This is a genomic window from Luteolibacter flavescens (genome assembly GCF_025950085.1).
In the GTDB taxonomy this organism is placed as follows: Bacteria; Verrucomicrobiota; Verrucomicrobiia; order Verrucomicrobiales; family Akkermansiaceae; genus Haloferula; species Haloferula flavescens.
The window spans coordinates 117,905-141,054 of sequence record NZ_JAPDDS010000012.1 but is presented as its reverse complement, the minus strand read 5'-3'; the positions used below and the strand labels follow the sequence as shown (position 1 = coordinate 141,054).

The 23,150-nt window shown below is 61.7% G+C and carries 22 protein-coding genes; 15 read left to right on the top strand and 7 right to left on the bottom strand.

Going from position 1 to position 23,150, the window contains the following annotated elements; translation table 11 throughout:
* Window positions 1–3 precede the first annotated feature (3 nt).
* On the top strand, window positions 4–180 hold the full coding sequence (locus OKA04_RS19070; protein ID WP_264502801.1) for a hypothetical protein: 177 nt from the start codon (window positions 4–6) through the stop codon (window positions 178–180).
* Window positions 177–803, top strand: coding sequence for a cbb3-type cytochrome c oxidase N-terminal domain-containing protein (locus OKA04_RS19065; protein ID WP_264502800.1), 627 nt, complete (start codon window positions 177–179; stop codon window positions 801–803). The genes OKA04_RS19070 and OKA04_RS19065 overlap by 4 nt, the downstream gene beginning before the upstream one ends.
* A 248-nt stretch (window positions 804–1,051) precedes the next feature.
* On the opposite strand, the gene OKA04_RS19060 is transcribed toward OKA04_RS19065, so the two are convergent.
* The gene (locus tag OKA04_RS19060) at window positions 1,052–1,744 is read right to left on the bottom strand and encodes a 3-keto-disaccharide hydrolase (RefSeq protein ID WP_264502799.1); all 693 of its coding nucleotides are present in this window, start codon (window positions 1,742–1,744) and stop codon (window positions 1,052–1,054) included.
* Between the two features lie 526 nt (window positions 1,745–2,270).
* Between OKA04_RS19060 and OKA04_RS19055 the strand changes: the two genes are divergently transcribed.
* Window positions 2,271–2,615 (top strand): GNAT family N-acetyltransferase, encoded by a 345-nt coding sequence (locus OKA04_RS19055; RefSeq protein ID WP_264502798.1) that lies wholly within the window; start codon window positions 2,271–2,273, stop codon window positions 2,613–2,615.
* A gap of 128 nt (window positions 2,616–2,743) precedes the next feature.
* A complete protein-coding gene (locus tag OKA04_RS19050; RefSeq protein ID WP_264502797.1) occupies window positions 2,744–3,253 on the top strand; it encodes a hypothetical protein in 510 nt (169 codons plus the stop codon).
* A 75-nt stretch (window positions 3,254–3,328) separates the two neighbouring features.
* On the opposite strand, the gene OKA04_RS19045 is transcribed toward OKA04_RS19050, so the two are convergent.
* Together OKA04_RS19045 and OKA04_RS19040 are read right to left on the bottom strand one after the other, a co-directional pair.
* On the bottom strand, window positions 3,329–3,799 hold the full coding sequence (locus tag OKA04_RS19045) for a hypothetical protein (protein ID WP_264502796.1): 471 nt from the start codon (window positions 3,797–3,799) through the stop codon (window positions 3,329–3,331).
* Window positions 3,800–3,936: 137 nt separating this feature from the next.
* Window positions 3,937–5,007: a pyridoxal-phosphate-dependent aminotransferase family protein gene (locus OKA04_RS19040; protein WP_264502795.1), complete on the bottom strand. Its 1,071-nt coding sequence runs from the start codon at window positions 5,005–5,007 to the stop codon at window positions 3,937–3,939.
* 172 nt (window positions 5,008–5,179) lie between these two features.
* Between OKA04_RS19040 and OKA04_RS19035 the strand changes: the two genes are divergently transcribed.
* Both OKA04_RS19035 and OKA04_RS19030 read left to right on the top strand, forming a co-directional pair.
* The gene (locus tag OKA04_RS19035) at window positions 5,180–5,875 is read left to right on the top strand and encodes a hypothetical protein (protein WP_264502794.1); all 696 of its coding nucleotides are present in this window, start codon (window positions 5,180–5,182) and stop codon (window positions 5,873–5,875) included.
* 98 nt (window positions 5,876–5,973) lie between these two features.
* Complete coding sequence (locus OKA04_RS19030) at window positions 5,974–6,435, top strand: SRPBCC family protein (RefSeq protein WP_264502793.1); 462 nt, start codon at window positions 5,974–5,976, stop codon at window positions 6,433–6,435.
* A gap of 9 nt (window positions 6,436–6,444) precedes the next feature.
* On the opposite strand, the gene OKA04_RS19025 is transcribed toward OKA04_RS19030, so the two are convergent.
* A complete protein-coding gene (locus tag OKA04_RS19025) occupies window positions 6,445–6,918 on the bottom strand; it encodes an EF-hand domain-containing protein (protein WP_264502792.1) in 474 nt (157 codons plus the stop codon).
* A 165-nt stretch (window positions 6,919–7,083) separates the two neighbouring features.
* Here OKA04_RS19025 and OKA04_RS19020 point away from each other — a divergent pair, with 165 nt between their 5' ends.
* A complete protein-coding gene (locus OKA04_RS19020) occupies window positions 7,084–7,992 on the top strand; it encodes an outer membrane protein assembly factor BamB family protein (protein ID WP_264502791.1) in 909 nt (302 codons plus the stop codon).
* A gap of 101 nt (window positions 7,993–8,093) precedes the next feature.
* Window positions 8,094–8,708, top strand: coding sequence for a hypothetical protein (locus OKA04_RS19015; RefSeq protein ID WP_264502790.1), 615 nt, complete (start codon window positions 8,094–8,096; stop codon window positions 8,706–8,708).
* Between the two features lie 135 nt (window positions 8,709–8,843).
* On the opposite strand, the gene OKA04_RS19010 is transcribed toward OKA04_RS19015, so the two are convergent.
* The gene (locus OKA04_RS19010) at window positions 8,844–14,396 is read right to left on the bottom strand and encodes a LamG-like jellyroll fold domain-containing protein (RefSeq protein ID WP_264502789.1); all 5,553 of its coding nucleotides are present in this window, start codon (window positions 14,394–14,396) and stop codon (window positions 8,844–8,846) included.
* A gap of 187 nt (window positions 14,397–14,583) precedes the next feature.
* Here OKA04_RS19010 and OKA04_RS19005 point away from each other — a divergent pair, with 187 nt between their 5' ends.
* The 5 genes from OKA04_RS19005 to OKA04_RS18985 all read left to right on the top strand — a co-directional run bounded on the left by OKA04_RS19005 (window position 14,584) and on the right by OKA04_RS18985 (window position 17,965).
* A complete protein-coding gene (locus OKA04_RS19005) occupies window positions 14,584–14,934 on the top strand; it encodes a hypothetical protein (RefSeq protein ID WP_264502788.1) in 351 nt (116 codons plus the stop codon).
* Between the two features lie 59 nt (window positions 14,935–14,993).
* The gene (gene polX / locus OKA04_RS19000; protein WP_264502787.1) at window positions 14,994–16,730 is read left to right on the top strand and encodes a DNA polymerase/3'-5' exonuclease PolX; all 1,737 of its coding nucleotides are present in this window, start codon (window positions 14,994–14,996) and stop codon (window positions 16,728–16,730) included.
* Window positions 16,731–16,736: 6 nt separating this feature from the next.
* A complete protein-coding gene (locus OKA04_RS18995; protein WP_264502786.1) occupies window positions 16,737–17,204 on the top strand; it encodes a DUF5063 domain-containing protein in 468 nt (155 codons plus the stop codon).
* Window positions 17,205–17,455: 251 nt separating this feature from the next.
* Complete coding sequence (locus OKA04_RS18990; protein WP_264502785.1) at window positions 17,456–17,662, top strand: addiction module protein; 207 nt, start codon at window positions 17,456–17,458, stop codon at window positions 17,660–17,662.
* 12 nt (window positions 17,663–17,674) lie between these two features.
* Complete coding sequence (locus tag OKA04_RS18985) at window positions 17,675–17,965, top strand: type II toxin-antitoxin system RelE/ParE family toxin (protein WP_264502784.1); 291 nt, start codon at window positions 17,675–17,677, stop codon at window positions 17,963–17,965.
* 97 nt (window positions 17,966–18,062) lie between these two features.
* Here the strand turns inward: OKA04_RS18985 and trpD are convergent, their stop codons facing one another.
* Window positions 18,063–19,112, bottom strand: coding sequence for an anthranilate phosphoribosyltransferase (trpD, locus tag OKA04_RS18980; protein WP_264502783.1), 1,050 nt, complete (start codon window positions 19,110–19,112; stop codon window positions 18,063–18,065).
* A 175-nt stretch (window positions 19,113–19,287) separates the two neighbouring features.
* On the opposite strand from trpD, the gene OKA04_RS18975 reads away from it, so the two are divergent.
* Entirely contained in the window at window positions 19,288–21,105 is a 1,818-nt protein-coding gene (locus tag OKA04_RS18975; protein WP_264502782.1) for an MFS transporter, read from the top strand.
* A 57-nt stretch (window positions 21,106–21,162) separates the two neighbouring features.
* On the opposite strand, the gene OKA04_RS18970 is transcribed toward OKA04_RS18975, so the two are convergent.
* The gene (locus OKA04_RS18970) at window positions 21,163–21,765 is read right to left on the bottom strand and encodes a thioredoxin family protein (RefSeq protein ID WP_264502781.1); all 603 of its coding nucleotides are present in this window, start codon (window positions 21,763–21,765) and stop codon (window positions 21,163–21,165) included.
* 237 nt (window positions 21,766–22,002) lie between these two features.
* Between OKA04_RS18970 and OKA04_RS18965 the strand changes: the two genes are divergently transcribed.
* On the top strand, window positions 22,003–23,145 hold the full coding sequence (locus OKA04_RS18965) for a WD40 repeat domain-containing protein (RefSeq protein WP_264502780.1): 1,143 nt from the start codon (window positions 22,003–22,005) through the stop codon (window positions 23,143–23,145).
* Window positions 23,146–23,150: the final 5 nt, after the last annotated feature.

Below are 23,150 nucleotides of genomic sequence, written 5' to 3'. Positions count from 1 at the left end.
GCCATGTTCAAGCGCATCATCCTCGATGAATGGGCGAACCTCGTCCCGATGGTCGCCTTCGGCGTCCTCTTCACCGTCTTCCTCGTCACCACGCTGCGGGCCATCCGCCTGAAGCCGGACGAGCAGAAGCGCATGGCCGACCTTCCCCTGCAAGATTCCGACAAACCTTCCGATCCATGAATTCCGACGAGATCAAACGCGGCACCTACGCCAGGGAGAAAGGCGAAGTCATCCTGCGAGAGCACGAGTATGACGGCATCCAGGAGTTTGACCAAAAACTGCCGAACTGGTGGCTCTTCACCTTCTACGGCGGCATCGCGTGGTTCGTGATCCACTGGACGCTCTACTACCACACGGAGGTCTTTCAGACCGACCAGCAGAAGATCGTTTCGCAGGTCACCGCCCTGCAGGAGAAGAAAGACGCGGAACTCGCCGCCACGCTGGCCTCGCTCGACGATGCCACCCTGATCTCAAAGTGGTCCACCGATCCGGTGATCGTCGCCGCGGGTGAGGCGACCTTTTCCATCAATTGCGTGGCCTGCCATGCCGCCGACCTGAGCGGCATGATGGACGTCGGCGGGAACAAGATCCCCCTGCCCGGCCTGCCGCTCACCGATGGCGAGTGGAAATATGGCGCGAAGCCGATGGACGTCTTCAACATCATCAACAAGGGAACGCCGGTAGACTCACCCGGTCACAATGGAGCGAAGATGCAGGCTTGGGGCCAGATGCTCACTCCGAAACAAGTCGCGGAAGTGACGGCCTTCCTGATCTCGAAGAATCCGAAGGACTTCGAAGGATGAGGGGGTGCGTGGTAGCGAAAGCTCTCGTGGCGAAACTCTCGTAGCGGAAGGACTTCGTCCTTCCGGCGGGGCGAGGCCTCTCACAAAATCGCCGCTCCGATTTCCTATGCGGTCCGCCCCCAACCCGAACGACGAAGTCGTCCAGCTACGAAGAGACAAACAAAAAGGCCCGGCACTCCTCGTGCCGAGCCTTTTGACTAAAAGCAAATCGCCCGCTGATCAACGATCATCGGACTCAAGTCGCCGCGTTACAGCTTCTTGATGCGGATCGAGCGGAACTCGACCTTGTCGCCGTGGTCCTGGAACACGATGTGGCCCTTCGGGGCCTTGTTGAAGTGCTGCCAGCCCTTGAACTTGGACTTGTCGAGCATCGCCTTGAACTCGTCCGAGGTGGTGTCCACGTCGGCGGTCACGTTGCCATTGAGGTAGAGGGTGACCTTGCTGCCCTTGATGACGATGCGGGTCTCGTTCCACTCGCCGACCGGCTTGGACCATTCTTCCTTGCCCGGGATGATGTCGTAGAAGCCACCGGCCACGTTGCCTTTGTCGGTCTCGTGCTTGTACTTGTGGCCGTCCTGCTTGAAGGAGTCGAGGATCTGGTATTCCGGGCCGCTGACCCAAGGATACTGGTGCTCCTCGGTGGAGCGCCACATGATCCCGGAGTTGCCCTGCTTCGCGATCTTCCACTCGCAGCGGAAGTCGAAGTCGGCGAACTCGTCGTCGGTGATGAGGTCGCCACCGCCACCGGAGGTCAGCACGAGGGCACCGTCCTCGACCTTCCACTGGTCTTTCGGAGCCTTCTCTTTGTACGTGCGCCAGCCCTTCAGGGTCTTGCCGTCAAAGAGGAGCTTGAAGCCCTCACGCTTCTCTTCGGGCGTGAGCTGGTTCGGGGCGGAAAATGCGGGCAGTGCCATGGCAAGCAGGAGAAGGATCGATTTCATCGTCACAAGTAACGCTCGCAACCCGATTCAGGTTTAGGGCCAGTGTGTCATTCTGTTCCATTGGCTGCGGGGGCTGTTTCCGGCAAGGAGTCATCCCCCCACGTCTTCCGGAAACACTCGGACTGCCGCCTCAAGCGCACTGCTCCGGCCGGCAACATCCAAACTTTTGATTCAATCACGAAATCGAACGAACGATCGACAACCTCGGCAGAGGAATGAGATCGAACCAAATTTGCTGTGAATAAATTCCGCTTAAAGCAAATTAAGCACTTCCACAAAAGCAACAAATCATGTTCATAACTTGTGAATAAATTGTTAATAATTTTGCTTTATTCTATCGCTTAAAGCTTATCACAATCGCCGAAGTTTTTCACATTCCGAGCAAACGTTTGCGCTAAACCTCGCCATTAAGCAGCCCTTCTGCCATACCTTGCCCGTGAGTTCTCACCGCCTGACTTCCCCGAAAGATGCTTCGGCCCTATCCGCCCTCGTTCGAAAAGGCATTCGAGGAGCCGATCCCGAGGACGTGGGTCCACGGGATTGGGAACCGGTAACGCTGGCACTGGAGGACGAATCCGGAGAAGTCATCGGCGGGGTCTATGGCGCGACCATGTGGCGCTGGCTGATGATCGACGGTCTCTGGGTTGCCGAAAGCCAACGGGGCAATGGACTGGGCCGGCAGCTCCTGCTCGCAGCGGAAGAACTGGCGATCAGCCGCGGCTGTATCGGCTCGTGGCTGGGCACCTTCGATTTCCAAGCTCGCGGATTTTACCAAGCGCACGGATACGAAGTCTTCGCCGAGCTACCCGGCTTCCCACCGGGAAGGACGCATTTCCACCTGCGGAAAACTTTCGCGGGGCCAGCGGCCTGACGTAGCCCCCTCTCACTTCACCGTAATCTGCCGGTCCCAATTCGGGATGTCTTTGTATTGCGAGGGGCCACCGCCTTGGCGGACGATCTCCCGGACGATTCCCGCGATGCTGATTGCTTGCCTTACGAGTGATCCTCGAGGGAAAACCGTTCAGGATGATCACCAGTGGGTCAGTATCTAGGGAAGAGGCGGCGGCGCGCTTCGACTTCCTCGCAGAGGGTGTGAGAGGTCGTCGCGCATCCTTGAAGGAATTCACCCACACCGATCCGGATTTTGTCTTCTGGATCTATCCGGACGGTCGTCTCTTCGATGCCAAGGATGCTCATATCCGCAACTATCCGAAGGGACATGCCCACATCCTGAAGGACAAACCCGAATACGGTGGCTTCCTCCGTGGCAGGGTTGCGACGCGACATGGGCATCAGCTAATCGTCGTCTATTGTCGGGAAGACGCGCTGTTCCGAGACACGGGTCGGATGATCCAGTTTCTCAAAGGTATCACCCATTTACCCGTTCCGCTGGAACCCGCTGCTCTCGTGGTCAGCGACAATGCCGATATTTACGGCACGCTTGATGACATCGAGGACCGCATCGCGGCCATCTCCGACGAATCGAAGTCCCCTCTCACTTCACCGTAATCAGCCGGTGCTGATGCGGGGTAGCGACGCAGACCAAGGCGACAGGAAAAAGCCGGCCGGGAGATCTCAGGGAAATCATGGCGCAGGGACGGTGGACGCTGGAAAAGGCGCATGCAGTTGAGCATCGATGGCATCCTTGATCTCGCGCGGGCTCACTCCGAGCCAACCGATCCTGAAGCCGGACCGCCGAAGCACCCAAGCTGCCGACGCGCCCGCCGTGAATAGAACCACCATGCCCACCCCCGGTATCGTGGCGAACAACCCGACAATGAGTGCAGCCACCCATCCCCGAAGGCGATTGACGAGTTGGACGATGCAGCAAAGTGACACGATCAGGACAGTCACCCATATGAACTCCACGGATGCCCACGGAACCGTGGAGCTGATGAAATAAAGCACTGCCTGCGTGAGAGAGCAGAGCAGCACCCACCGCTGGGACTGGGCAATGCGGAGCAGGCGACGAAGCTCCGCCTCTGATACCGGAACGGTCGTCGGTGAAAGCTCCAGCAGGCTGCTGGCCGGGGCCTGGTACGGATTCTCGGACATGACCGGCGCGGTGATACCATGGCTAGCAGGGATCACCTGAAGATGTCGAGACCTCGCCATGTGCGGGTCCCCGGGAAATAAGAGAAGGAGGGCATCGCTGCCCCCCTTCCCCGGAATCTGGATGATGTCGAGGTGGCTCAGCCGAGCACGTCCTCCATCGCATCGATGAGCTCCTGCATGGTGGCTTCGGTTTCGTTGCCCATGTTGGAGATGCGGAAGGTGGTGCCCTTGATCTTGCCGTAGCCGCCGTTGATGAGGAAGTTGTGCTTCGTCTTCAGCGTCTTGATGAAGGCGGAGAGATCGAAGCCCTCAGGCGTCTTGAAGCAGGTCAGAGCGGTGGAGCGGTAGCCCTCCGGCGCGAAGTGCTCGAATCCGCGCTTGGCAGCCCACGCGTGGATCATCGCATTAGTCTTCGCATGGCGCTCGAAGCGGGCGGCCAAGCCTTCCTTGTCGATCTCGCCGAGGATGTACTGGAGCCCGTAGAGGATGGAGATCGCCGGGGTGGACGGCGTGTTGTTCGCCGCGGCGTTTTTGGCGAACTGGATGAAATCGAAGTAGTAGCCACGGTTTGGCGTGGCCTTCGCACGCTCCATGCCCGCCTCGGAGACGGCGAAGACGCAGAGGCCGGGCGGCAGCGCGAGCGCCTTCTGGACGCCGGCGAGCATCACATCGATGCGATTCGCATCCATGTCCACGGGCACGGTGGAGAGCGAGGAAACGGTGTCCACGATGAGCATGGTATCCGGGAAGGACTTCACCACCTTCGAGATGGCGGAGAGGTCATTCAGCACGCCGGTGGAGGTCTCGCTGTGGATGAGCGTGACGGTGTCGTAGCCGCCCTCGGAGAGCTTCGCGCGGACAGCCTCGGGGTCGATCTGCTGGCCCCACTCGACCTGCACGGAGTCCGCCTCGTAGCCCAGCTTCTTCGCGACATCCAGCCACTTGTCCGAGAAGGCACCGCAGCACAGGCAGAGGACCTTTTGGCGGACCAGATTCCGCAGCGCGCCTTCCATCACGCCCCAGGCGGAGGAGGTGGAGACGAAGACCGGACGGGAGGTGCCAAAGATGGCCTGCAGGCCGGGCTGGAGCGAGGCGTAGAGGGCTTCGAACTCGGAGCCGCGGTGGCCGATCATGGTGCGGGACATCGCCGCGAAGGTCTCGGGCGAAACGTCGATCGGGCCGGGGCTGAACAATTTGGGCGAGGACATGTCGGCGGGGAAAGTAGGCCGAGACGGGAGATCGCCAAGGGCGAAGCGTGTTCCCCTCAGCCTCTGCGATACCCGCTTTATGCCATTTCCCTGAAATTTCCTGAAAATTTGGCGGTGCGTGGCACCAGACCTGCAATGGGATGCCAAGCCCAAGGTCCGAACAATCAACCAAATGAGAAAGATCACAGCTTTGACGACCTGCTGGGCAGCTATTGCGGGACTGACCGCCTACGCCGATCCCAGCGACCAGGAAATGCCGCCGAGTGGTACCCCTGCCACCGCGACTGTGGCAGTGGCAGATCCCTCATCGCTACCAGAGGCCAATGACCCTTTCGCCGCGGCTTTGGCGATCATGAGCGGTGAGGCAAGCGCCCGGGCCGATGCGGGCACGGAATTGCCGCCGGCGATCCTGGATTCCCTGCACTCCGGGGAGCACAGCGCGGTCCCTTCGGTCGAGTTGGCGGGAGGCAAGGTGTCCTCATTCCGGATAGACGCAGAGGGTGTCGCCCCGATCACCGTGAGCGAGATCGGCGGTCTCCGGGTTGGCGAGACCGCAGTGGATACCCACTTTATCGAAATTGCTGGGAAGGACGGGATCACGGCGGGCACCTACACGCTGATCGACTATGAAGGCTTGATAGGGGGAGCAGGCTTCAGTGGCCTGGTGCTCCGGAACACTGCGGATTTGCAGGCGAAGCTGGTGCACAACACCGCGGAGACCAAAATCGAACTTGTGATTTCGGAAGGCCCAACGCCGGACTCGTTCAAAGCAGCGGGCCGTATCGGCAACCTCATCGCCTCCAATCTCCGGTCAATCCTGGGCCAAGCGGGCGCGTACTTCCTAGGCGACAGGTCGGTGAATGGCTGAGCCCCAGAGGTCCTCTGGACCATTGGAATCGGCAGCGAAGGAAGTGAATCGAGAAGCCCTATTGCACCCGGCATCTCCGGTGCGACTCTGGTCCGCCGATGCTCCACTCCCTGTATCAGGAACAGACCCTCCCGCTTTCCCTGGACGAAGCGTGGTCCTTTTTCTCCTCACCGCGGAATCTGGAGGCGATGACGCCGCCCGACCTCGGCTTCCGGATCATCCATTGCCCCTCGGATACCATGCACGAGGGCCAGATCATCGAGTATCGCGTGAAGGCCCTGCCGCTCCTGTGGATGACGTGGGTCACCGAGATCAAGGCAGTGGAGGACAGGCGCAGCTTCATCGATGAGCAGCGCTTCGGTCCCTACAGATTCTGGCACCACCGCCACACCTTCGAAGCGGTAGAGGGCGGCGTGAAAATGACCGATCTGGTCCACTACGCCCTACCCTTCGGCCCGCTGGGCGAGATCGCCCACGGGCTCTTCGTCCGGCGGAAGCTGGAAGGCATCTTCCGCTTCCGCCGTGAAGAGCTGGACCGACGCTTTGGCCGGCCCGGCTGAAATCAAGAATCAGAGTACCCAGCCGCGGATGCCGAATTCCTGCGGGCTCACCAGCGAGTCGTCATTCTTGTCCTTGCGACCGAAGTCGCGCAGCACCTTCTTCCACGGACGATTCTGCGGGAGCGTGCGGGCGTACTCCTCGGGGTCGAGGAAGCCGTCCTTGTCGATGTCGGCGAGGACGAATTTCTGGATGCCATTCAGGCGGCCACCTTCCTTCACGCCCTTCGACGCGCGGAATTCGGTGATCGAGAGCAGGCCATTGTCATCCACGTCCGCGAGTTGAAAGCGGTACATCGTGTCCACCCACGACTTGCTGCGCTTCTGGAGGGAAAGGATCTCGGTCGCATCGATCCAGCCGTCATTGTTCAGGTCCGCCTTGGCGAAGCGGCGGTCGAGCACCTTGTTACCGGGGGCGGCAGAGGCGGACGAGGACAGGGCGATGGCGGCAAGCGTCGCGAGAGGAAGGAGTTTCAGCAATTGCATGAGGTTTCGTCAGATGGTTTAGGTCTCTTAAATAAGCGTACCCCGCGAGTCCGTCAAGGAACAGGGTCTAACGGGTCTGGGGCAGCGTCATCGGGCGCAAGATTTGATTTGGCAACCGCGTTTGAGTCCGACTTTCTTTTCCAAAAGCCCCACTCCGCCCAAACCATGATCGTCCGCTCCGCACTCGCCCTCCTGCTGCTCGCCTCCGCCGCCGATGCCCGCGATGTCCTCCTCCAGGGGAAGGGCAAGCTCACCCTCTGGAGCGACGGGAAAATCGCCTGGGAGATGCCGTGGGGCAGCATCCACGACCTGCATCGCGGCGATGACGGGAAGATCTACGTCCAGAAGGACATGCGCGAGGTCTGCGCCATCGACCCCGCGGAGAAGAAGGTCGTGTGGAGCTATGATTCCACGAAGTCCAACGGCAACGAGGGCAAGCGCCTCGAGGTCCACGCCTTCCAACCGCTGAAGGACGGCCACCTGATGATCGCCGAGAGCGGTGTGGGCCGCATCATCGAGGTGGATCGCGAGGGCAAGCTGCTGAAGGAAATCACCCTGAAGCGCGATCACCCGGACGCCCACCGCGACACCCGGCTCGCGCGCAAGCTGGACAACGGCCACTATCTCGTCTGCCAAGAGGGCGACGGTGCCGTGCGCGAGTATGATGCGGACGGCAAGCTGGTGTGGGATTTCCCCGTGCCGATGTTTGGCAAGGAAGCGAAGGGCGGCCACGGCCCCGAGGGCTTCGGCAACTGCACCTTTGGCGCGGTGCGCCTGAAGAATGGCAATACCCTGCTGACCACCGGCAACGGCCACTCGGTGCTGGAGGTGACACCGGAAAAGGAGATCGTCTGGAAGATCGAGCAAAAGGACCTGCCCGGCATCACGCTGGCCTGGGTGACGACCATCCAGGTGCTGCCGAATGGCAACTACGTGATCGGCAACTGCCACGCCGGCCCCGGCCAACCGATCCTCATCGAGATCGAGCCCAAGACGAAGAAGGTCGTCTGGCAGCTCGATGGTTTCGAGGACTTCGGCAATGACGTGTCGAACACGCTGGTGGTGAAGCCGTAAATATAGCGAATGGGCAATAATGCCGCAGACCGTCGCAAGGAAGCGGAGACGGATAACGACCGCACCGGGTTTTCCGGAGGAACCATCATCGTCCCTCCTCCATGACATGCCCCACCTTTCTACTTCTTCTGGCAGCGCTCTTCGCGATTCCGGTTGCAAGCGCCATCAACCCTTCGATTCCGCTAGACCAATTCGATGAAGCCCGCGGCTTCACATCGGTTCAAGCCTTCAACGACCCCAAGAGTGGCTTCACCGAATATCGAATCATCCTGAACCCTGCTAAGTTCCTCTCGCATTTCAGCAATGCATTTCCCGGTCGCGTGACCGCTGTCGACATCACCCTGCGTGGCGAGCGGTCCCAAGAGTTCAAAGGCCTCACAGTCGAGCTCGGTTCCTCAGTCTCGGAAGTTGAGGAATTTCCCATTATATTCAGCATCCCCACGTCCGACCTCGGCCGCTACGAGTTGGAGTTCCAATGCAGTATCCCTTTTGCCGTGGACGAGCCGCCGATCGTCGGGGGTGCGATGTTCCATGCATCGCTTGCAAAATTCAGGCGCGCACCATCCACGATCCGGGAGGATCATCCGGTTTGGAAAGAGATGGAAGCCAAGCGTCTGAAATCCCCGTCGTCGTTAGACCAGAGTGGCGCAGATTTTGGAGGCCCGACGAAACGCATCGAACCTCCCCCACCCGCGACAAACCCATCCTCTCGTTAGATGCTTTCAAGCATCGGTATGGCCTCGTGTTACTTCGACGCGCGGGATTCAAGACGCTTTAGTTGGCAGGCTCCCCAGTCCAGTGAAGCGGGATAAATCCCGCGCTCCCAGAGCCTAATCAACGGGAGCACATTCTCACGGCCGCGTGATCTCCAGCCGCAGGAATTGCTTTGGCTGGCCGCCGATCGGGACGGCGGTGCGGGTCTTCACGGTTTCGGTGCCGTTGCCATTGTCCACAGGATAGCCGGCAACCATCACGGCGGCATCCCACTGCGTCAGATCGAGCGAACTACGATGGACATAGGAGATGCTGGCCAGCGCGGGCCGTGGACGCACGTAGGTGGAGGTCAGGAAGAGCTGGCCATCGACAAGCTCGATCTCCTCCACCGGGAGGCGTCCCGTGTCGGATGCCGAGGGGCTGCCTCCGAGAGCTGCTTCCATCAGCGTGGTGAGGCCATCGCCGTCCGCATCCGCATCATCGGACGCATCGGCCCCCTGCGCTCCAGCGAGCCCGCCGAATGCCGAGATCTTCCAGTCGTTCACCGGCGAGTCCTGGATCGTCACCGAGGCGCTGGCACTTCCCGGCAAATAACCGGGCACCTCGCCGAGTGACAGCGTGAGAATCACCGGCCCCGTGACCGAGGTGGAGTCCACCGGCTGCACGAGCAAGTTCGCCGAGCTCTGGCCCGCAGGAATTGCAAAACCGGAGAGCACCGGATTCAGCGTGAAATCCAGCCCGCCCATCGCGGTGCCGGACTGGAGCAGCGGGATATCCAGCGCCGCCGCCGTGGGCCCCGTGCGGGTCACGGTGAAGAGCCCGGTGTCCCCGGTGCCCTTCCGCGCGGTGGCATCGCTCGCAGCGATCGAGACGGTATTGCCCTCCAGCGCGAGTTGCGCGACCTCGGCAGCGCTCAGACCGCGGCGGTAGAGCCGCACCTGGTCCAGCATGCCATTCAGGTGATTCACCGCACCGGAGGCGGCGGTCTTCGTGCCGAGATGCAGCGCGTTGTTCGTCACCGGCACGGCAGCGGTCGCGGCACCCATGGCCACTTCCACGCCATCGTAATAGATCACCATGCGGTTGCCGTCATACGTCGCGGCGATGTGGACCCATTGGTTGGCCGGTGGCAGCGGCGCGACGACACGGCCGACCCCGGAGATGTCCCAGGCGAACTCGCCGAACTCCGCCATGAGGCGATACTGGTTGTCGTTGCTCCCCTTCTGAAGGATGCGGTTGTTCCCGTTCCAAGCCACCGCATTCACCCACGCGCTGACCGAGACGCCCGCGGTGGGATTGAGCGATGTCGCATTTGGGACCGTCACGCTCTGTCCCACCTCCCCGCTGAAGCGCAAGGCCCCGGCGAGACGCCCGCCCGTGGCCTGCCACTGCGGCAGCGGTGCGGTCAATGTGCCGTTGTTTCCCGCGCCGCTCGAGTCGGAGGCCGCGGTGCCGTTCGCTTCATCGAACTTCCACCAACCGGCGAGCCCGTCCGTGAGGCCGAGCCCTGCGAGCGCGCCGATCTCCGACCCGGTCAACGAGCGATTGTAGAGACGGACATCGTCCAGCGCTCCGTTCAAGTGATCGCCCGCGATCGCCGTGGGAATCTTCGTTCCGAGATAAAGCGGGTCCGCAGTCACCGGGATCGCGCCAGTCGCATTCATGGTGCCGACGCGCACGCCATTGATGAAGGCGCGCATGCGGGCGCCATCGTAGGTGGCGGCGACATGCACCCACTGGTTCACCGGTGGCAGCGTGGTTTCCAGGCGGCCCACATTCGCGATGTCCCAGACGAGCTCGCCCGCTTCCACCAGCAGCCGATACTGCGAGTCGGTGTTTCCCTTCTGCAGCACGCGGCGATTGCTCGTCCAGTCGGCAGCATTCACCCAGGCGGAGATGGTGATGGCGGTCGTCGGGTTCAGCGAGGGATGATTCTCCACCATCACGCTCTGGTTGAACTCGCCGGTGAAGCGCAGCGATCCGCCGATCTTCCCGGTCTCCTGCCACTGTGGCAGCGGCTCGGTCAGCGTGCCATTCCGCCCGAAGCCGGTGGCATCCATCGCCATGCCCCCGCTCCCCTCGTCGAGACGCCACCAGGCGACGATGCCGTCATCGAGCGCGACGCCCTGGATCGCGAAAGTGGTCACCGGTTCGCTGGCATCGTCGGAGGCGATGACCACCGTCGCACTGCGGCTGCCATAGCCCTGCGGAGCGAACAGGATCTGGACATCAAAGCTGCCGGGACCGTCGAGACTTGCCGGAGGCTGGGAAACGACGGTGAAGGAAGCGGCATCCGGACCCTCGATCCTCACGCGCGGATTTCCCGTGAGACTAAGCGGCAGATTTCCCAGATTCCGGATCGTGAAGGTGCGGGTCACGTTCCCGGAGCCGGGCGTGAAGACGCCGAAGTCCGTGCCATCCGCAGCATCGGGCACGAGGTCGTTGTTAGAGATCGCCACACCATTTCCCGTGAGATGAATCTCCGGCGCAGGCGGTCCGACATTCGCGGTGGCCGAGGCGATATTCGATGGAGTGGAGTAAACATACTCGCCGAATGCCATCACCCGGTAAGAGTTCACCTGGAAGGGCTCCGCGGTGATGTCGCTGTAGCCGGTGATGCCCGGCCCGACGATGGCGAGCGAGGTGAAGTTCACGCCATCCAGCGAGCGTTCGATCGAGAAGCCGGCCTCGTTCTCGGAGAGATCCTGCCAGGAAAGATCGACCTGCGTATTCGACACTGCGGTGGCGACGAGCACGGCAGGCGGCAAGACAGTCTCCTCCGGCAGCGAGGCGATCCATGCCTCGAGCATCGCCACGCCATCCTTGTCCACGAGATTGCGCGCCAGCGGCGGCATCTGGTTCGCGCCGGTGATGCTGACGCGGTGGTGAAGCATGGAGCTCGCGAGATTCTTCGGCACCACCACGCGGGCATCCGGATCGCCGAGCTGGCTGACCAGCGGGCCGTAATAGATGCCCTGATTCTGGAATGACGTCTCGCTTCGTCCGTCCCACAGCGCCTGCACGCCATTCGGCTGGTGGCAGTAGGAGCAGTTCGCATCCAGATACGACCTCGCCCGGTCCAGCAGCGAGGCGCTCGTGTCATTGTGATGATGGAGCTTCTCCAGCGCGGCCAGCTCTTCATCCTCCGGGCCGTCGTCGAAGAGCCCGACGTGATTCCACGCGCCAAGCTGCTCGTCGGTCACGCCATTCGGGAACAGCATCGCCCGGTTGAATTGCCGCGTGCTGGGCCCGAGGATACCACCCGCCTGCGGATTGTGGCAGCGCATGCAATCCTGCCTGCTCGGGAAGTACCAAGGCTGGCGTCGGGTATCGACATGGAACTTCGCAACCGTCGATGCCGCGCCCGTGTGGGCGGTCACCGCGAGACCGAAGTAAAGCTGATCCGGCAGATCGAGCGTGGTCCGCGAATACTCCGCCCACGTGAAGCCATCCGCGCTCCAGTAGGCGATGAAGGTGTCACCTTCCCGCTTCATGCGCAGCCACGTATTCGGGTAGTTCACCAGCGGTTGCGGCGCGGCAGGATAGAGAGCGGTGGCTCCCCCACCCGTTGTCGCGCGATACTGGAATTCATAGCCGCCGGTGTTGTTGTTGCGCGCGGCATTGCTGGGGAAAACAAGCGCCATCACGTGGCGGGCATTTGCTGCGAGCGAATCGCGCACCATCAGGCCCGTCTTCGTGTAGAGGTCCGACTGCACCACGCTCTCGATGCGCACGGAGACATCAAAGTCACCCGTGCGCTGCTGGTGGGCGAAGTGGAATTGATCGCTGTTCCCCCAGATATCGGTGCCTCCCGCGGTGATCGTGATCTGGTTCCCATCCCGCACGGTCGATCCCGGCAACGTCGGATTCCCGATGTCCTGGCTGGTGAAGCTACCGACCGGCGCGGTGGCAATGGAGACATTTTCGGTGAGCGCGCCATCGAGTAAATCCGCATCGCTCTGGTCGGCACGCCATTTGTAGGTCGCGCCATAGACCTCGCCGTCATCCTGCTTCACGATGACGCGCGTCTCGAGCCGGCGCTTGGCATTCGGATCGATATCGCTGACGGGCAGGTCGAAGTGCTTCACGAGCACGGTGCCGGAGGGAAAGTTCCACTGACCGGTCGGCGAGAATCCGACGGTCGATCCATTCGGGATCGCGACGAAGCGGGACTTGATCGCATTGTCGGACCAGAAGGGCGCATTGAGCTGGTAAGGGATCAGCCGCGAGTCCGGCGTGAGTGAGGCGAGATTGCTGAAGAGCCCGGTGGCACCGAGCGTCGCAGGCAGCGGCGATCCCGGGGGCGGACCTCCGCGCTGGAGCTTGTAAATGCGGCCCTCCACGCTGCTGAGGCGGCAGATGAAAAGCTCGCCATTCGCATCCACGCCGAAGGAGCCGAGACCGCGGTAGTCATTCCCGGAGTTCGGTCCCGGACCGTCCGGCAGTGTCGCCAGCCTCACCTTCACCGCAGGCGTGACGGACTCATCCAGGTACCAGATGATGCCGCTCATGTTGTCGCCAAAGATGTATTTCCCGTAGAGCTCGGGGAACTCGGTGCCGCGGTATACATACCCGCCGACCACGCAACTGCCGTCACCGGCCGCGTGCGCGTAGTCGATGATGGGCGGCTTGCTGGTGCCGATATACGTGCCGGTCAGGTTGCCATTCTTCCCCTCGATCCGGTCCCATTGGAAATTGAGGCCGGGAGGGTCGTTCGGCTCGATGACGCTGATCTCCTCGCGCGAACTCGCGCCCACGTCACCGATGAAAATGCGCCCGGTGACCGGGTCGATGGTCATGCGGTGCGGGCTGCGCAGGCCGAGGGCGTAGATTTCCTCCAGCGCGGTCGGTTGGCCGACGAAGGGGTTATCATTCGGCACATAGTAGCGGGGCCAGGTGGGGCTCACCTCGTTCAGCGGGCGCTTCGTCGGAGCATGGCTGATGGTCCCGCCGCGCAGGTCCACGTCGATGCGGATGACGCAGGAGAAGAGCGCGCGGTCGATCCGCTGGGTATTCAGCCCGGAGTTCTGGTCGTCGCCATTCGTGATGTAGAGGAAGCCGTTTTCCGGGTGGAAGAACATGCCGCCACCATTGTGCCAGACGCTCGCGTCCTGCTGGTCGATCACGACGTATTCGCCCGACTGCGTCGTCTGGTAGTTCGCATCGAGAACGAAGCGCGAGAGGCGGTTGCGGGTCGGCGTCGAGGTCGGCGGACGGGTGTTGGCGTTGCCGAGCACCGGGCCCATGTCCCCGCTCGCCCCGGTGATGCCGCCGCGCCAGTTGTACCAGATCCACATCTGGCGGTTGTTCTGGAAGTCCGGATGCAGGGCCAGGCCGAGCATCCCGGAGTCGTCCCAGCCCTGGGTATTCGCCGACAGGTCGATGACGAGCGTCTTCTCCGTGGTCGCCGGGTCATTGGGAAAGGACCAGATCTTCCCATCGCGCTCCCACACGATGATCTGGTTCGTTCCCGGGATGGCGGTGAGGCCGACGGGGTTCTGGAAAATCAGATTGGGGAAAGCGATGACCGTGGACCAGTCACCGGGCACGGCGGGTGCCGTGGTGGGAAAGGTGCCGTCATAGTAGGCCTCCACATCCGGGCGGGAGGTGAGGCCACGCTGCTGGGCGGCGAGGGGTAGCACTGCGGCGCACAGCAGCGCGACACAGCGGAAGAATGCTGGGATTTTCATTCGGGAGCGGGAGCGGGGACGACGGGAAAAAAACGCCGACGGAGAATCTGCGACTTAGGATACGTCCATATGGGGCCAAGAGGTTTAGCTTAAAGTGGTTCTCTCCGGTGACAGGAACGTCACACTCGTAAATCCACCCGGCAAATCCCCTTTCCTACCCGGCAAGCCGCGCGGAGAATCGATGCTTATGGACATCCGGGAATACGCGGTGCAGGGAGCTCTGGCAGCGGTGCAATGCGCCGTGATCCAGGTGGGAAGCATCGTTTCCGTGGTGCTGCTGCGCTCGGCAGGCTACCCGGAGCCGACGCAGGACTGGCCGGCCCTGCCCGCCTTCATCCGCGAATGGGGGCCTCTGGCTTTCGGGATTCCTGCGGCGTGGATCATCGCGACCATCGTGCTGGAACAGCGGCGGCCGGACATCTTCTCAAAACGGGAGACCTTTCTCACCGGGGCGCTGGTGGGAGCGGTGCTGGCGGCAATTTACGTGATCGCCTCGGTGCAGGCGTGGCGGCTGCTTCCCCACGTGAGCGGGTCATGAGGATGATGAAGACCGAATTTTCGGCTGTCCCGCCTGCTCCGGCTTCCTAGCCTGACGGCATGTCCGTCACCCGCGAGCGCCTGGTCGAAGTCTTGGAAGAAATCGCCCTGCTGCTGGAAATCCAAGGCGAGAATCCCTTCAAGATCCGCGCCTACCGCCAAGGGGCCGAGGTGGTCTCCGGCTACGACGGCGACATCGTCGCGCTGGCCCGCGACAACAAGCTGGAGGGCATCAAGGGACTGGGCGAGGCGCTGCGGGACAAGCTGCACGAGCTGGCGACGACCGGTGAGCTGGAATTTCACAAGAAGCTGCGAGTCGGCTATCCGGATTCCTTTTTCGATCTCTTCGACCTCGACGGACTGGGGCCGAAAAAGATAGCGATACTGAATCGCGAGCTGAAAGTGGACTCGCTCGCCTCCCTCAAGGCCGCCTGCGAGGCGGGCACGGTGGCGGGCCTCAGCGGATTCGGCGCGAAGACGCAGGCGAAGATCCTCGAATCGCTCGCCCGCAGGGAACAGGCCGCCGAGGCATTCCGGCTCGACGTGGCGATCCAGGCATCGGAGGAAATTCTCGAGATCCTGCGCATGCACCCGGAGGTCCTGCGGGCATCCGTGGCGGGCTCGACCCGGCGGTCGAAGGAAGTCGTGCATGACCTCGATTTCATCGTCGCCACGCCGAAACCCGCGGAGCTGACGGCCTTTTTCGCGACGCAGGAGTTCGCCAAGGAAGTCATCGCACAGGGCGACACGAAGTGCTCGATCCGTCTGGAGAGCGGCATGCAGTGCGACCTGCGCGCGGTCTCGAACGAGCAGTATCCCTTCGCGCTCTTCTACTTCACCGGCAGCAAGGAGCACAACGTGGCCATCCGCTCTCGTGCGCTGAAGAAAGGCTGGTCGCTCAACGAGTATGCCTTCACCGGCGAGAACGTGCCGTCCAATATCCACGACGAGGCGGACATCTACCGGGCGCTGGGGCTCGACTTCGTGCCGCCCGAGCTGCGTGAAAACCGCGGCGAGATCGAGGCCGCGGATGAGGGCAAGCTGCCGCGTCTTCTGGAATGGGAAAACCTGCGCGGCACCTTTCACAACCACACCACGGAATCCGACGGCAAGGCATCGCTCCACGCGATGGCCGAGGGCGCGCGGGAACTAGGGTTGCAGTACTTGGGCATCGCCGATCACTCGAAGTCCTCGCCGCAGGCAAATGGCCTGAGCGTCGAGCGGCTGGCCGCGCAGGTCGGGACCATCGCCGAGTGGAACCGCGAGCACGGTGGCGAGCACTTCCGGCTCTTCGCGGGCTCCGAGGTGGACATCCTGAAAAGCGGCGAACTCGACTTCGAAGACGACCTGCTGGCCACGCTCGACTACGCCGTGGCATCGGTCCACAACGCACTCACGCTGGACGAGGACGAGATGACCAAGCGGATCATCCGGGCGATGGAGAATCCCCACATCACCATGCTCGGCCACCTCACCGGCCGCCTGCTCCTCCGCCGAGATGGCTATGCGGTGAATCACGAGAAGATCATCGACTGCGCCGCGGAGACGCGCACCGTCATCGAGCTGAATTGCAACCCGAAGCGCTTCGACATGGACTGGCGCTGGTGGCACCGCGCCCGCGACAAGGGCGTGCTCTGCTCCATCAATCCCGACGCCCACTCGGTGAACCAGCTCCAGTTCCTCCGCTTCGGCGCGAGCGTCGCGAGGAAGGGCTGGCTGCGCCGCGAGGACGTAGTGAACACGAAGTCGCTGTTAGATATGGAAGCTTGGTTGAAGCTGCCGAAGAACAAACGTTAGGAAGCCATGGATCCAAGCACCAAGTTCGGAAAAACGGTCGAACGTTTTTGCCTTTGGGCCGAGGGTGATCATCATACGCTTGCGGACGCTCGCCGGAACTTGCTCGATCTCATGGCGCTGATTGCCGAGGTGAAACACCTCCGCTATTCAGGTGACACCGAATTGGAATTCCCTCGGCGTGGCCACCCCGCATGGGTCGAGGACCTTGCTCGATTCGGAGATCTACCTTTCAAATACTATCGGGTGGTCTTTGACCCACTGGATCTCGATTCGACCGACGAACCGGTAACGGGAGATCTACACGCTGACTTCGCCGACATTTATGCAGATCTTTGGGAAGGCCTACAAGCTTACCAATCAGGGCATATCGATGAGGCGGTCGCCACGTGGGTAGATTCCTACGTCATTCATTGGGGTTATCATGCTCGCTCTGCACTTCTGGCAATCGACGCGCAATTTGTGAGCTACCGGTAGATTATTCGCCCCGCAACCAACCGGCATCCAGCACGATGCCCGGACTGAATCGCAACGACTTCGCGCGCCGGGCAGAGCCCTGCCGGTGTGTGAGTGCAATATATTGCAACAAGCTTCTGCACCTACATCGCTGGAATGCGTGACGTGCTTGCGTCCTCGGACAGGGTGGTGATCGGGCTACCGCTGAATGCTACGCTCTCGGATCGAATTCCGATCTGGCAGAGCAAATCCAATGATGCTATCGATGTCCCATGTCACAGGTCAGCGACATCCGGCAGGCAGCATCCCGACTCTCCCTCGAGGAGCGGGCGGAACTGGCGGTGTTTCTTTTGGACGGGCTAGAGGATGCCCCTCATCACGTCACAGACGAGGAAGCCCTGCGCCGCCGTGACGAACTCGTGTCGGGTGCAGTCTCGGGGTTGAGCAGGGAAGAATTCAGGAAGGCGTGCGGTCGCTGAGTGTCGGCAGGAATGGAATTAAGCATCCATCCTCTCGCCGCAAAGGATGCCCGCAAAATCGCGGATACCTATTCATCGATTTCCGGAGAATTGGTTACGCGCTTCTGGCACGAACTGGACGCTACGCTGGACATGATTGAATCGGCACCGACACAATTCCATTTCGACGACTCAGGACTGCGGCGGGCAAACCTACGGAAGTTCCCCTACCACATTCTGTTTGATGAGCACTTGGATGTAACTCGGATCTTGGTGATTCGCCATGACCGCCGTCATCCCTCCTACGGGCTACGAAGAAGGTGAGCCAAAAAGTGGCTGCGGCATCCTGCCGCAAACCTTCCACGGGCAGGCGCAGAGGCTTGCGGCAGGATGCCGCAGCCACTTTTCCCCCTTACCCTCGTTACGCTTTTTTCGCCACGTCATGGAAGAGACGCAGGCGATCAAGTGCGCTGCCATCATCGATCAACTTGCGTGCGATCTCGATGCCGTCGCCGATATCGTCGGAGAGGCCGCAGCAGGCGATGGCGGTGCCGGCATTGAGCAGCACCATGTCGCGCTTCGGGCCGGTGTCCTTGCCGGTGAGGATGCTTTCCAAGATAGCGGCATTCACTTCCGCGTCGCCGCCCTGGAGTTCCTCCACCTCGGCGTGCTTCATGCCGAAGTCGCGCGGGCGGACTTCCTCATCCTGCAGATCCTGATAAAGCCCTGCCTTGCAGATACGGGTCGAGCCGAGAAGACTGACCTCATCGACACAACGACCGTCGCCGGTAGTGCCGTGCACGGCCCATGCGCTCTCGCGACCGAGCCGCTGGAGGATCTCGGCGAAGGCCGGGCACATCTCGCGGTCGAAGACACCGACAAGCTGGCACTGCGGCTTGGCCGGATTCATCAGCGGGCCGATGAGATTGAAAATGGTCCGCACACCCTTCTCCGCGAGCTGTTTGCGGACATTCACCACGGCCTTGAAGGCGGGGTGATAATTCGGTGCAAAGAGGAAGCCGACACCCGCCTTTTCCAGACAGTCGCGGAAGCCTTCCGGCGGGAGATCGATGCGGATGCCGAGCGCTTCCAGCACGTCCGCGCCGCCGCTCTTCGAGGTGATGCCGCGGTTGCCGTGCTTCAGCACCACCGCTCCGGTCGCGGCCACGACGAACATCGCCGTGGTGGACACGTTGAAGAGGTTCAGCTTGTCGCCGCCCGTCCCGCAGACATCGATGGTCGGTCCTTCCAGATCCAGCAGCCCGACATGGGGATCGACGGCGTGCTCGAGGAAGGCCTCGACGAAGCCCGCGATCTCGGCGGGCGTCTCGCCCTTCTTCGACAGGTTTTCAAGGAGGGCCGCCTTCTTTTCATCAGGCGCATTGGGATCGAGCAAGAGCTCGGCAGCCACGGTGATCTCGCGGGGCGAGAGCTCCTCCTTCCGTTCCAGATGATGAATCAGTGCGTCCACGGGTGTGAGACCATAGCACGCGTTTCACCAAGTTTGCCAAGGGATTCTCTGCCAAAACCCGCGCCATCATTGAAAGCGAGCCTTCCCCCATGCGCAAAAACGCCATTTTCCCGCGCTTTTTCAGGATTGTCGGGCTCCGATGCGGCCCTAGTTTCCAGTGAGCATCCCTGCTCCCATGGCACAAAATACCCCGACGACCGGTAGTCCGACCTTTTACAACAAATACCTGCTCTTGATCGCAGGGCTCGGGGGCCTCCTCTACGGCATCGATGTCGGGATCATTGCGGGTGCCCTGCCCTATCTGGAGGCGACCTCCGGCTACACACCGGGCCAGCTTTCCACCGTGGTCGCGGCCGTTTTGCTCGGTAGTTTCTTCTCATCCCTCTTCGCCGGGCTGCTGGCAGATCTTTTCGGCCGGAAGGCCATCATGCTCCTCAGCGCGGTGCTTTTCGTGGCGAGCATCCCCATCATCACCCTCTCCCAAGGGATCAATATGCTGATTGCCGGTCGCCTCCTGCAGGGTATCAGCGGCGGCCTCATCGGCGTGGTTATCCCTCTCTATCTGGCGGAGTGCCTCGGCGCGAATTCCCGGGGCAAGGGCACCGGCATGTTCCAGCTCATGCTCACCGTCGGGCTGGTTGCCTCCGCCTTCATCGGACTCTTTTTTGCCAGCCAAGTCGGCAAGCTCGAGGAAATCGTCGGCATTGATCCGGCTACCATTTTCTCCGCGAAGGACAATGCCTGGCGCATGATCTTCTGGGTCTCGATCGCTCCCGGCATTGCCTTCCTCGTCGGGGCCTTCTTTGTCTCGGAGTCGCCACGCTGGCTGTTCCGCAAGGGCCGCAAGGATGACGCCCTCGCCGCCCTCACCCGCTCCAGCGGGCAGCAGGGTGCCCAGGTCATCCTAGAGGAAATGAAGCAAGCCGATGCCACCGCCACCGACAAGCGCAGCACCTCCCCCACCGATTCCCTCCTCCAGCGGAAGTACGTCCTGCCCTTCGTACTGGCCCTCATCACCCTCGCCTGCACCCAGGCCACCGGGGTCAACTCGGTGCTCGCCTACGCGGTGAACATCTTCCAACAGGCCGGCCTCACAGGAAAAATCGGCAACCAGGGCAATGTGCTCCTCACAATCGTCAACTGCGTGATGACCGTCGTCGCCGTCGCACTGGTGGACAAGAAGGGTCGCACATTCCTCCTCAAGATGGGCACCGCCGGCATCATCGTCGCCCTGCTCGGCGCCGCCACCACCTTCCTCGGGATCGAGTCCAAGCGCGTCGATATCCGCGAGAAGGTCGAGTCCTCGCTCGACCAAGCCAACCGGAGCTTCCGCCTCGATCTCCGCGATCCCGCGTTGGCCTCCGTCTTCGACTCCGCCATCCCGTCCACCTCCTCGCCGAATGGCACCCAGGTCGTCGTCTCCTACAAATACGGCCCCTACACGAACGTCAAATACGTCGCCGCCCACACCGGCTCCCACACGCCCGCCGTCATCGAGATCACTCCGCCGAAGTACGATGAACTCAAGGACAACATCATCGGCGAGTTCTTCCGCAAGCTGCACCTGAATCCCTTCGCCGACATGACGCAGGCCGAGGGCAAGCCGCTGGAAATCGTGTCAGTGAAATACGGGGCCATCCCCGGACAAGGCACCGGATGGATGGTTGCGGGCTGCTTCATCCTTTTCATCGCCTCCTTTGCCTCAGGACCGGGCGTTTGCGTGTGGCTCGCGCTGTCCGAACTCATGCCTACCCGCATCCGCTCGAATGGCATGTCGATCGCCCTTATGGTGAACCAAGGCGTCTCGGCCACCATCGCCGCGGTCTTCCTGCCCACCGTGGGCAGCTACGGCTACTCCACCATGTTCTTCTTCTGGGCGGGATGCACGGTGATCTACTTCATCACCGCGGCCTTCTTCCTCCCGGAAACGAAGGGCAAGACCCTAGAGGAAATCGAAGAGCACTTCGAAGGCAAGAAATCGAAGGCCGCCTGAAACCCCGCGAAAACCATCACGGCCCGGTCGGATCTCGACCGGGCCTTTTTTGCGCCCTCAGCGCGGGGCAAACCACGAGGGCTCGCTGCCGATCTTCCACTTGATGCTACATCCGCTGCTGGGATACGGGCGCTCCGGGGCAGGTTCGCCGGCGAGCATCGATTTCACCGCCGCGCGCAGGTCGGCCCCGGTCACCGGTGTGCCGGACTTTGGCCGCGAGTCGTCGAATTGACCCGAGTAGTAGAGGCGCAGCTCGCTGTCGAAGAGGAAGAAATCCGGCGTGCAGGCCGCGCTGTAGGCCTTTGCCACTGCCTGCGTCTCATCGAAGAGATACGGGAAATCCCAGCCATACTCCGTGGCGAAGCTCGACATGTGCTCCGGCGCATCCTGCGGGTAGCGCGAGATGTCGTTCGAGGAAATCGCCACGGTCTTCACGCCCGAGGCCCCGATCTCCCTCGCCAAGCTGGCAACCTCGGCGGCGAGGTGGATGACGAACGGGCAGTGATTACAGGCGAAGATCACCAAGAGCCCCTCTGTCCCGCGGATTTCCTGGAGATCGTGCATCGCCCCGTCCGGAGCGGGCAGCCGGAAAGCCGGGGCGGAATCGCCCGGACGGAGGGAAAAGGTGGAGCGGACTTCGGCCATGGCGATTCGTTTCACGAAATCGGGAAACAGGGTCAAGCAATCCCCACCAACCCGCGACACCCGGAAGCTTTCCAGTCATCCCGGGTTGGGATAATGAGACGCGCAGTCATGCGCCCCCCTCGCCCCGTCTCGGTCTGCCCACACCTGCACACCACGCCTGCCGACAACTTCCATGTGTGGTTCACTGGAGATGGCATCGCTTGCTGGTGGGTCTGCGAGAATTGCAAAGAGGTCGTTTCACCTCCTACCCGGATGGAGGCCGCTTCCGATGAGTTGCTCAAAGAGATCGAGGATGAAGGCTGCTGGGACGGCGTGCGAGGAACTCCGGGAGTCCGCTCCTCAGAAACCGGACTCTCCTTTTCCCACAAGGAGGTTCCAATCTCAGGGAGCACGGATGCCTGGATCGACGTGCAGCCAGATCCGGTGGCACCCGGGTTCTGGTGGATACTGCTCCTCACGGGCTCGGTCGGGCGATTCTCTGCGGATTCAGGGGAACTCGTGACGATTTTGGAGCCGGGAGACTTGGGCTTTCCCATGTCCCCCGCTATTAGTGTGCGTGTCTCGCCGGACGGAGGGTTTGTCGCCATATTCGAGAGCCACGGCAGGATGGGCAGAGTCTTCGACCTTCGCACGCAAGCCTGCACCACATCGTTGGATCGAGGAAACTACCGGCCTGAGACAAGCCACTTTCCGATCACATTTTTCCGATCACCGATTGATGGAAGAACCTTGCTCGTGTCCGCGACCGCATGGTGCAGGCTCGACATCTTTGACCCCTCGAATGGAGAGGTGCTTACGACGCGCGAATTCGAGAAAACGACCGGGGGCAAGGCCCGACCTCACGGTCTGGACTACTTTCACGGCGGCCTGTCGATCTCTCCCGACAATCGCTGGATCGCAGATGGAGGCTGGGCCTGGCATCCCGCCGGGATCATCCGGACATGGAGCATCGAAAGGTGGCTCGGGGAAAATCCGTGGGAGAGCGAAGACGGAGCCTCCGTCCGGAACCTCGCCCAGCGGGATTACTTCTGGGACGGGCCATCGTGCTGGATCGACCGGACCACCTTGGCGGTTTGGGGCTGGGGTAATGATGATGAGTGGCTACTTCCGGGTGTTTGCCTGTTCGACATCGCTACAGGACAGGAGTTGGGCTGGTTCCCGGGCCCATCCGGGAGAAAGCCTCGGTGGCCCCGCGCCAAGGATTGGCCATCCCTGTTTTTCGACGAACTGCTCTTCTCCACGGACGGAGAAAACGGGATGTCAGTATGGGATGTCGGGGATGGCTGCCAACTGCTGGAAGATCCGGGCTTGAATCCAATCGGCTATCATTCGGGGTCGAAGGAATTCCTTACCTTGATCGGAGAAAGGGTTCGCTTGAGCAGGCTGACGAAATGAGATGT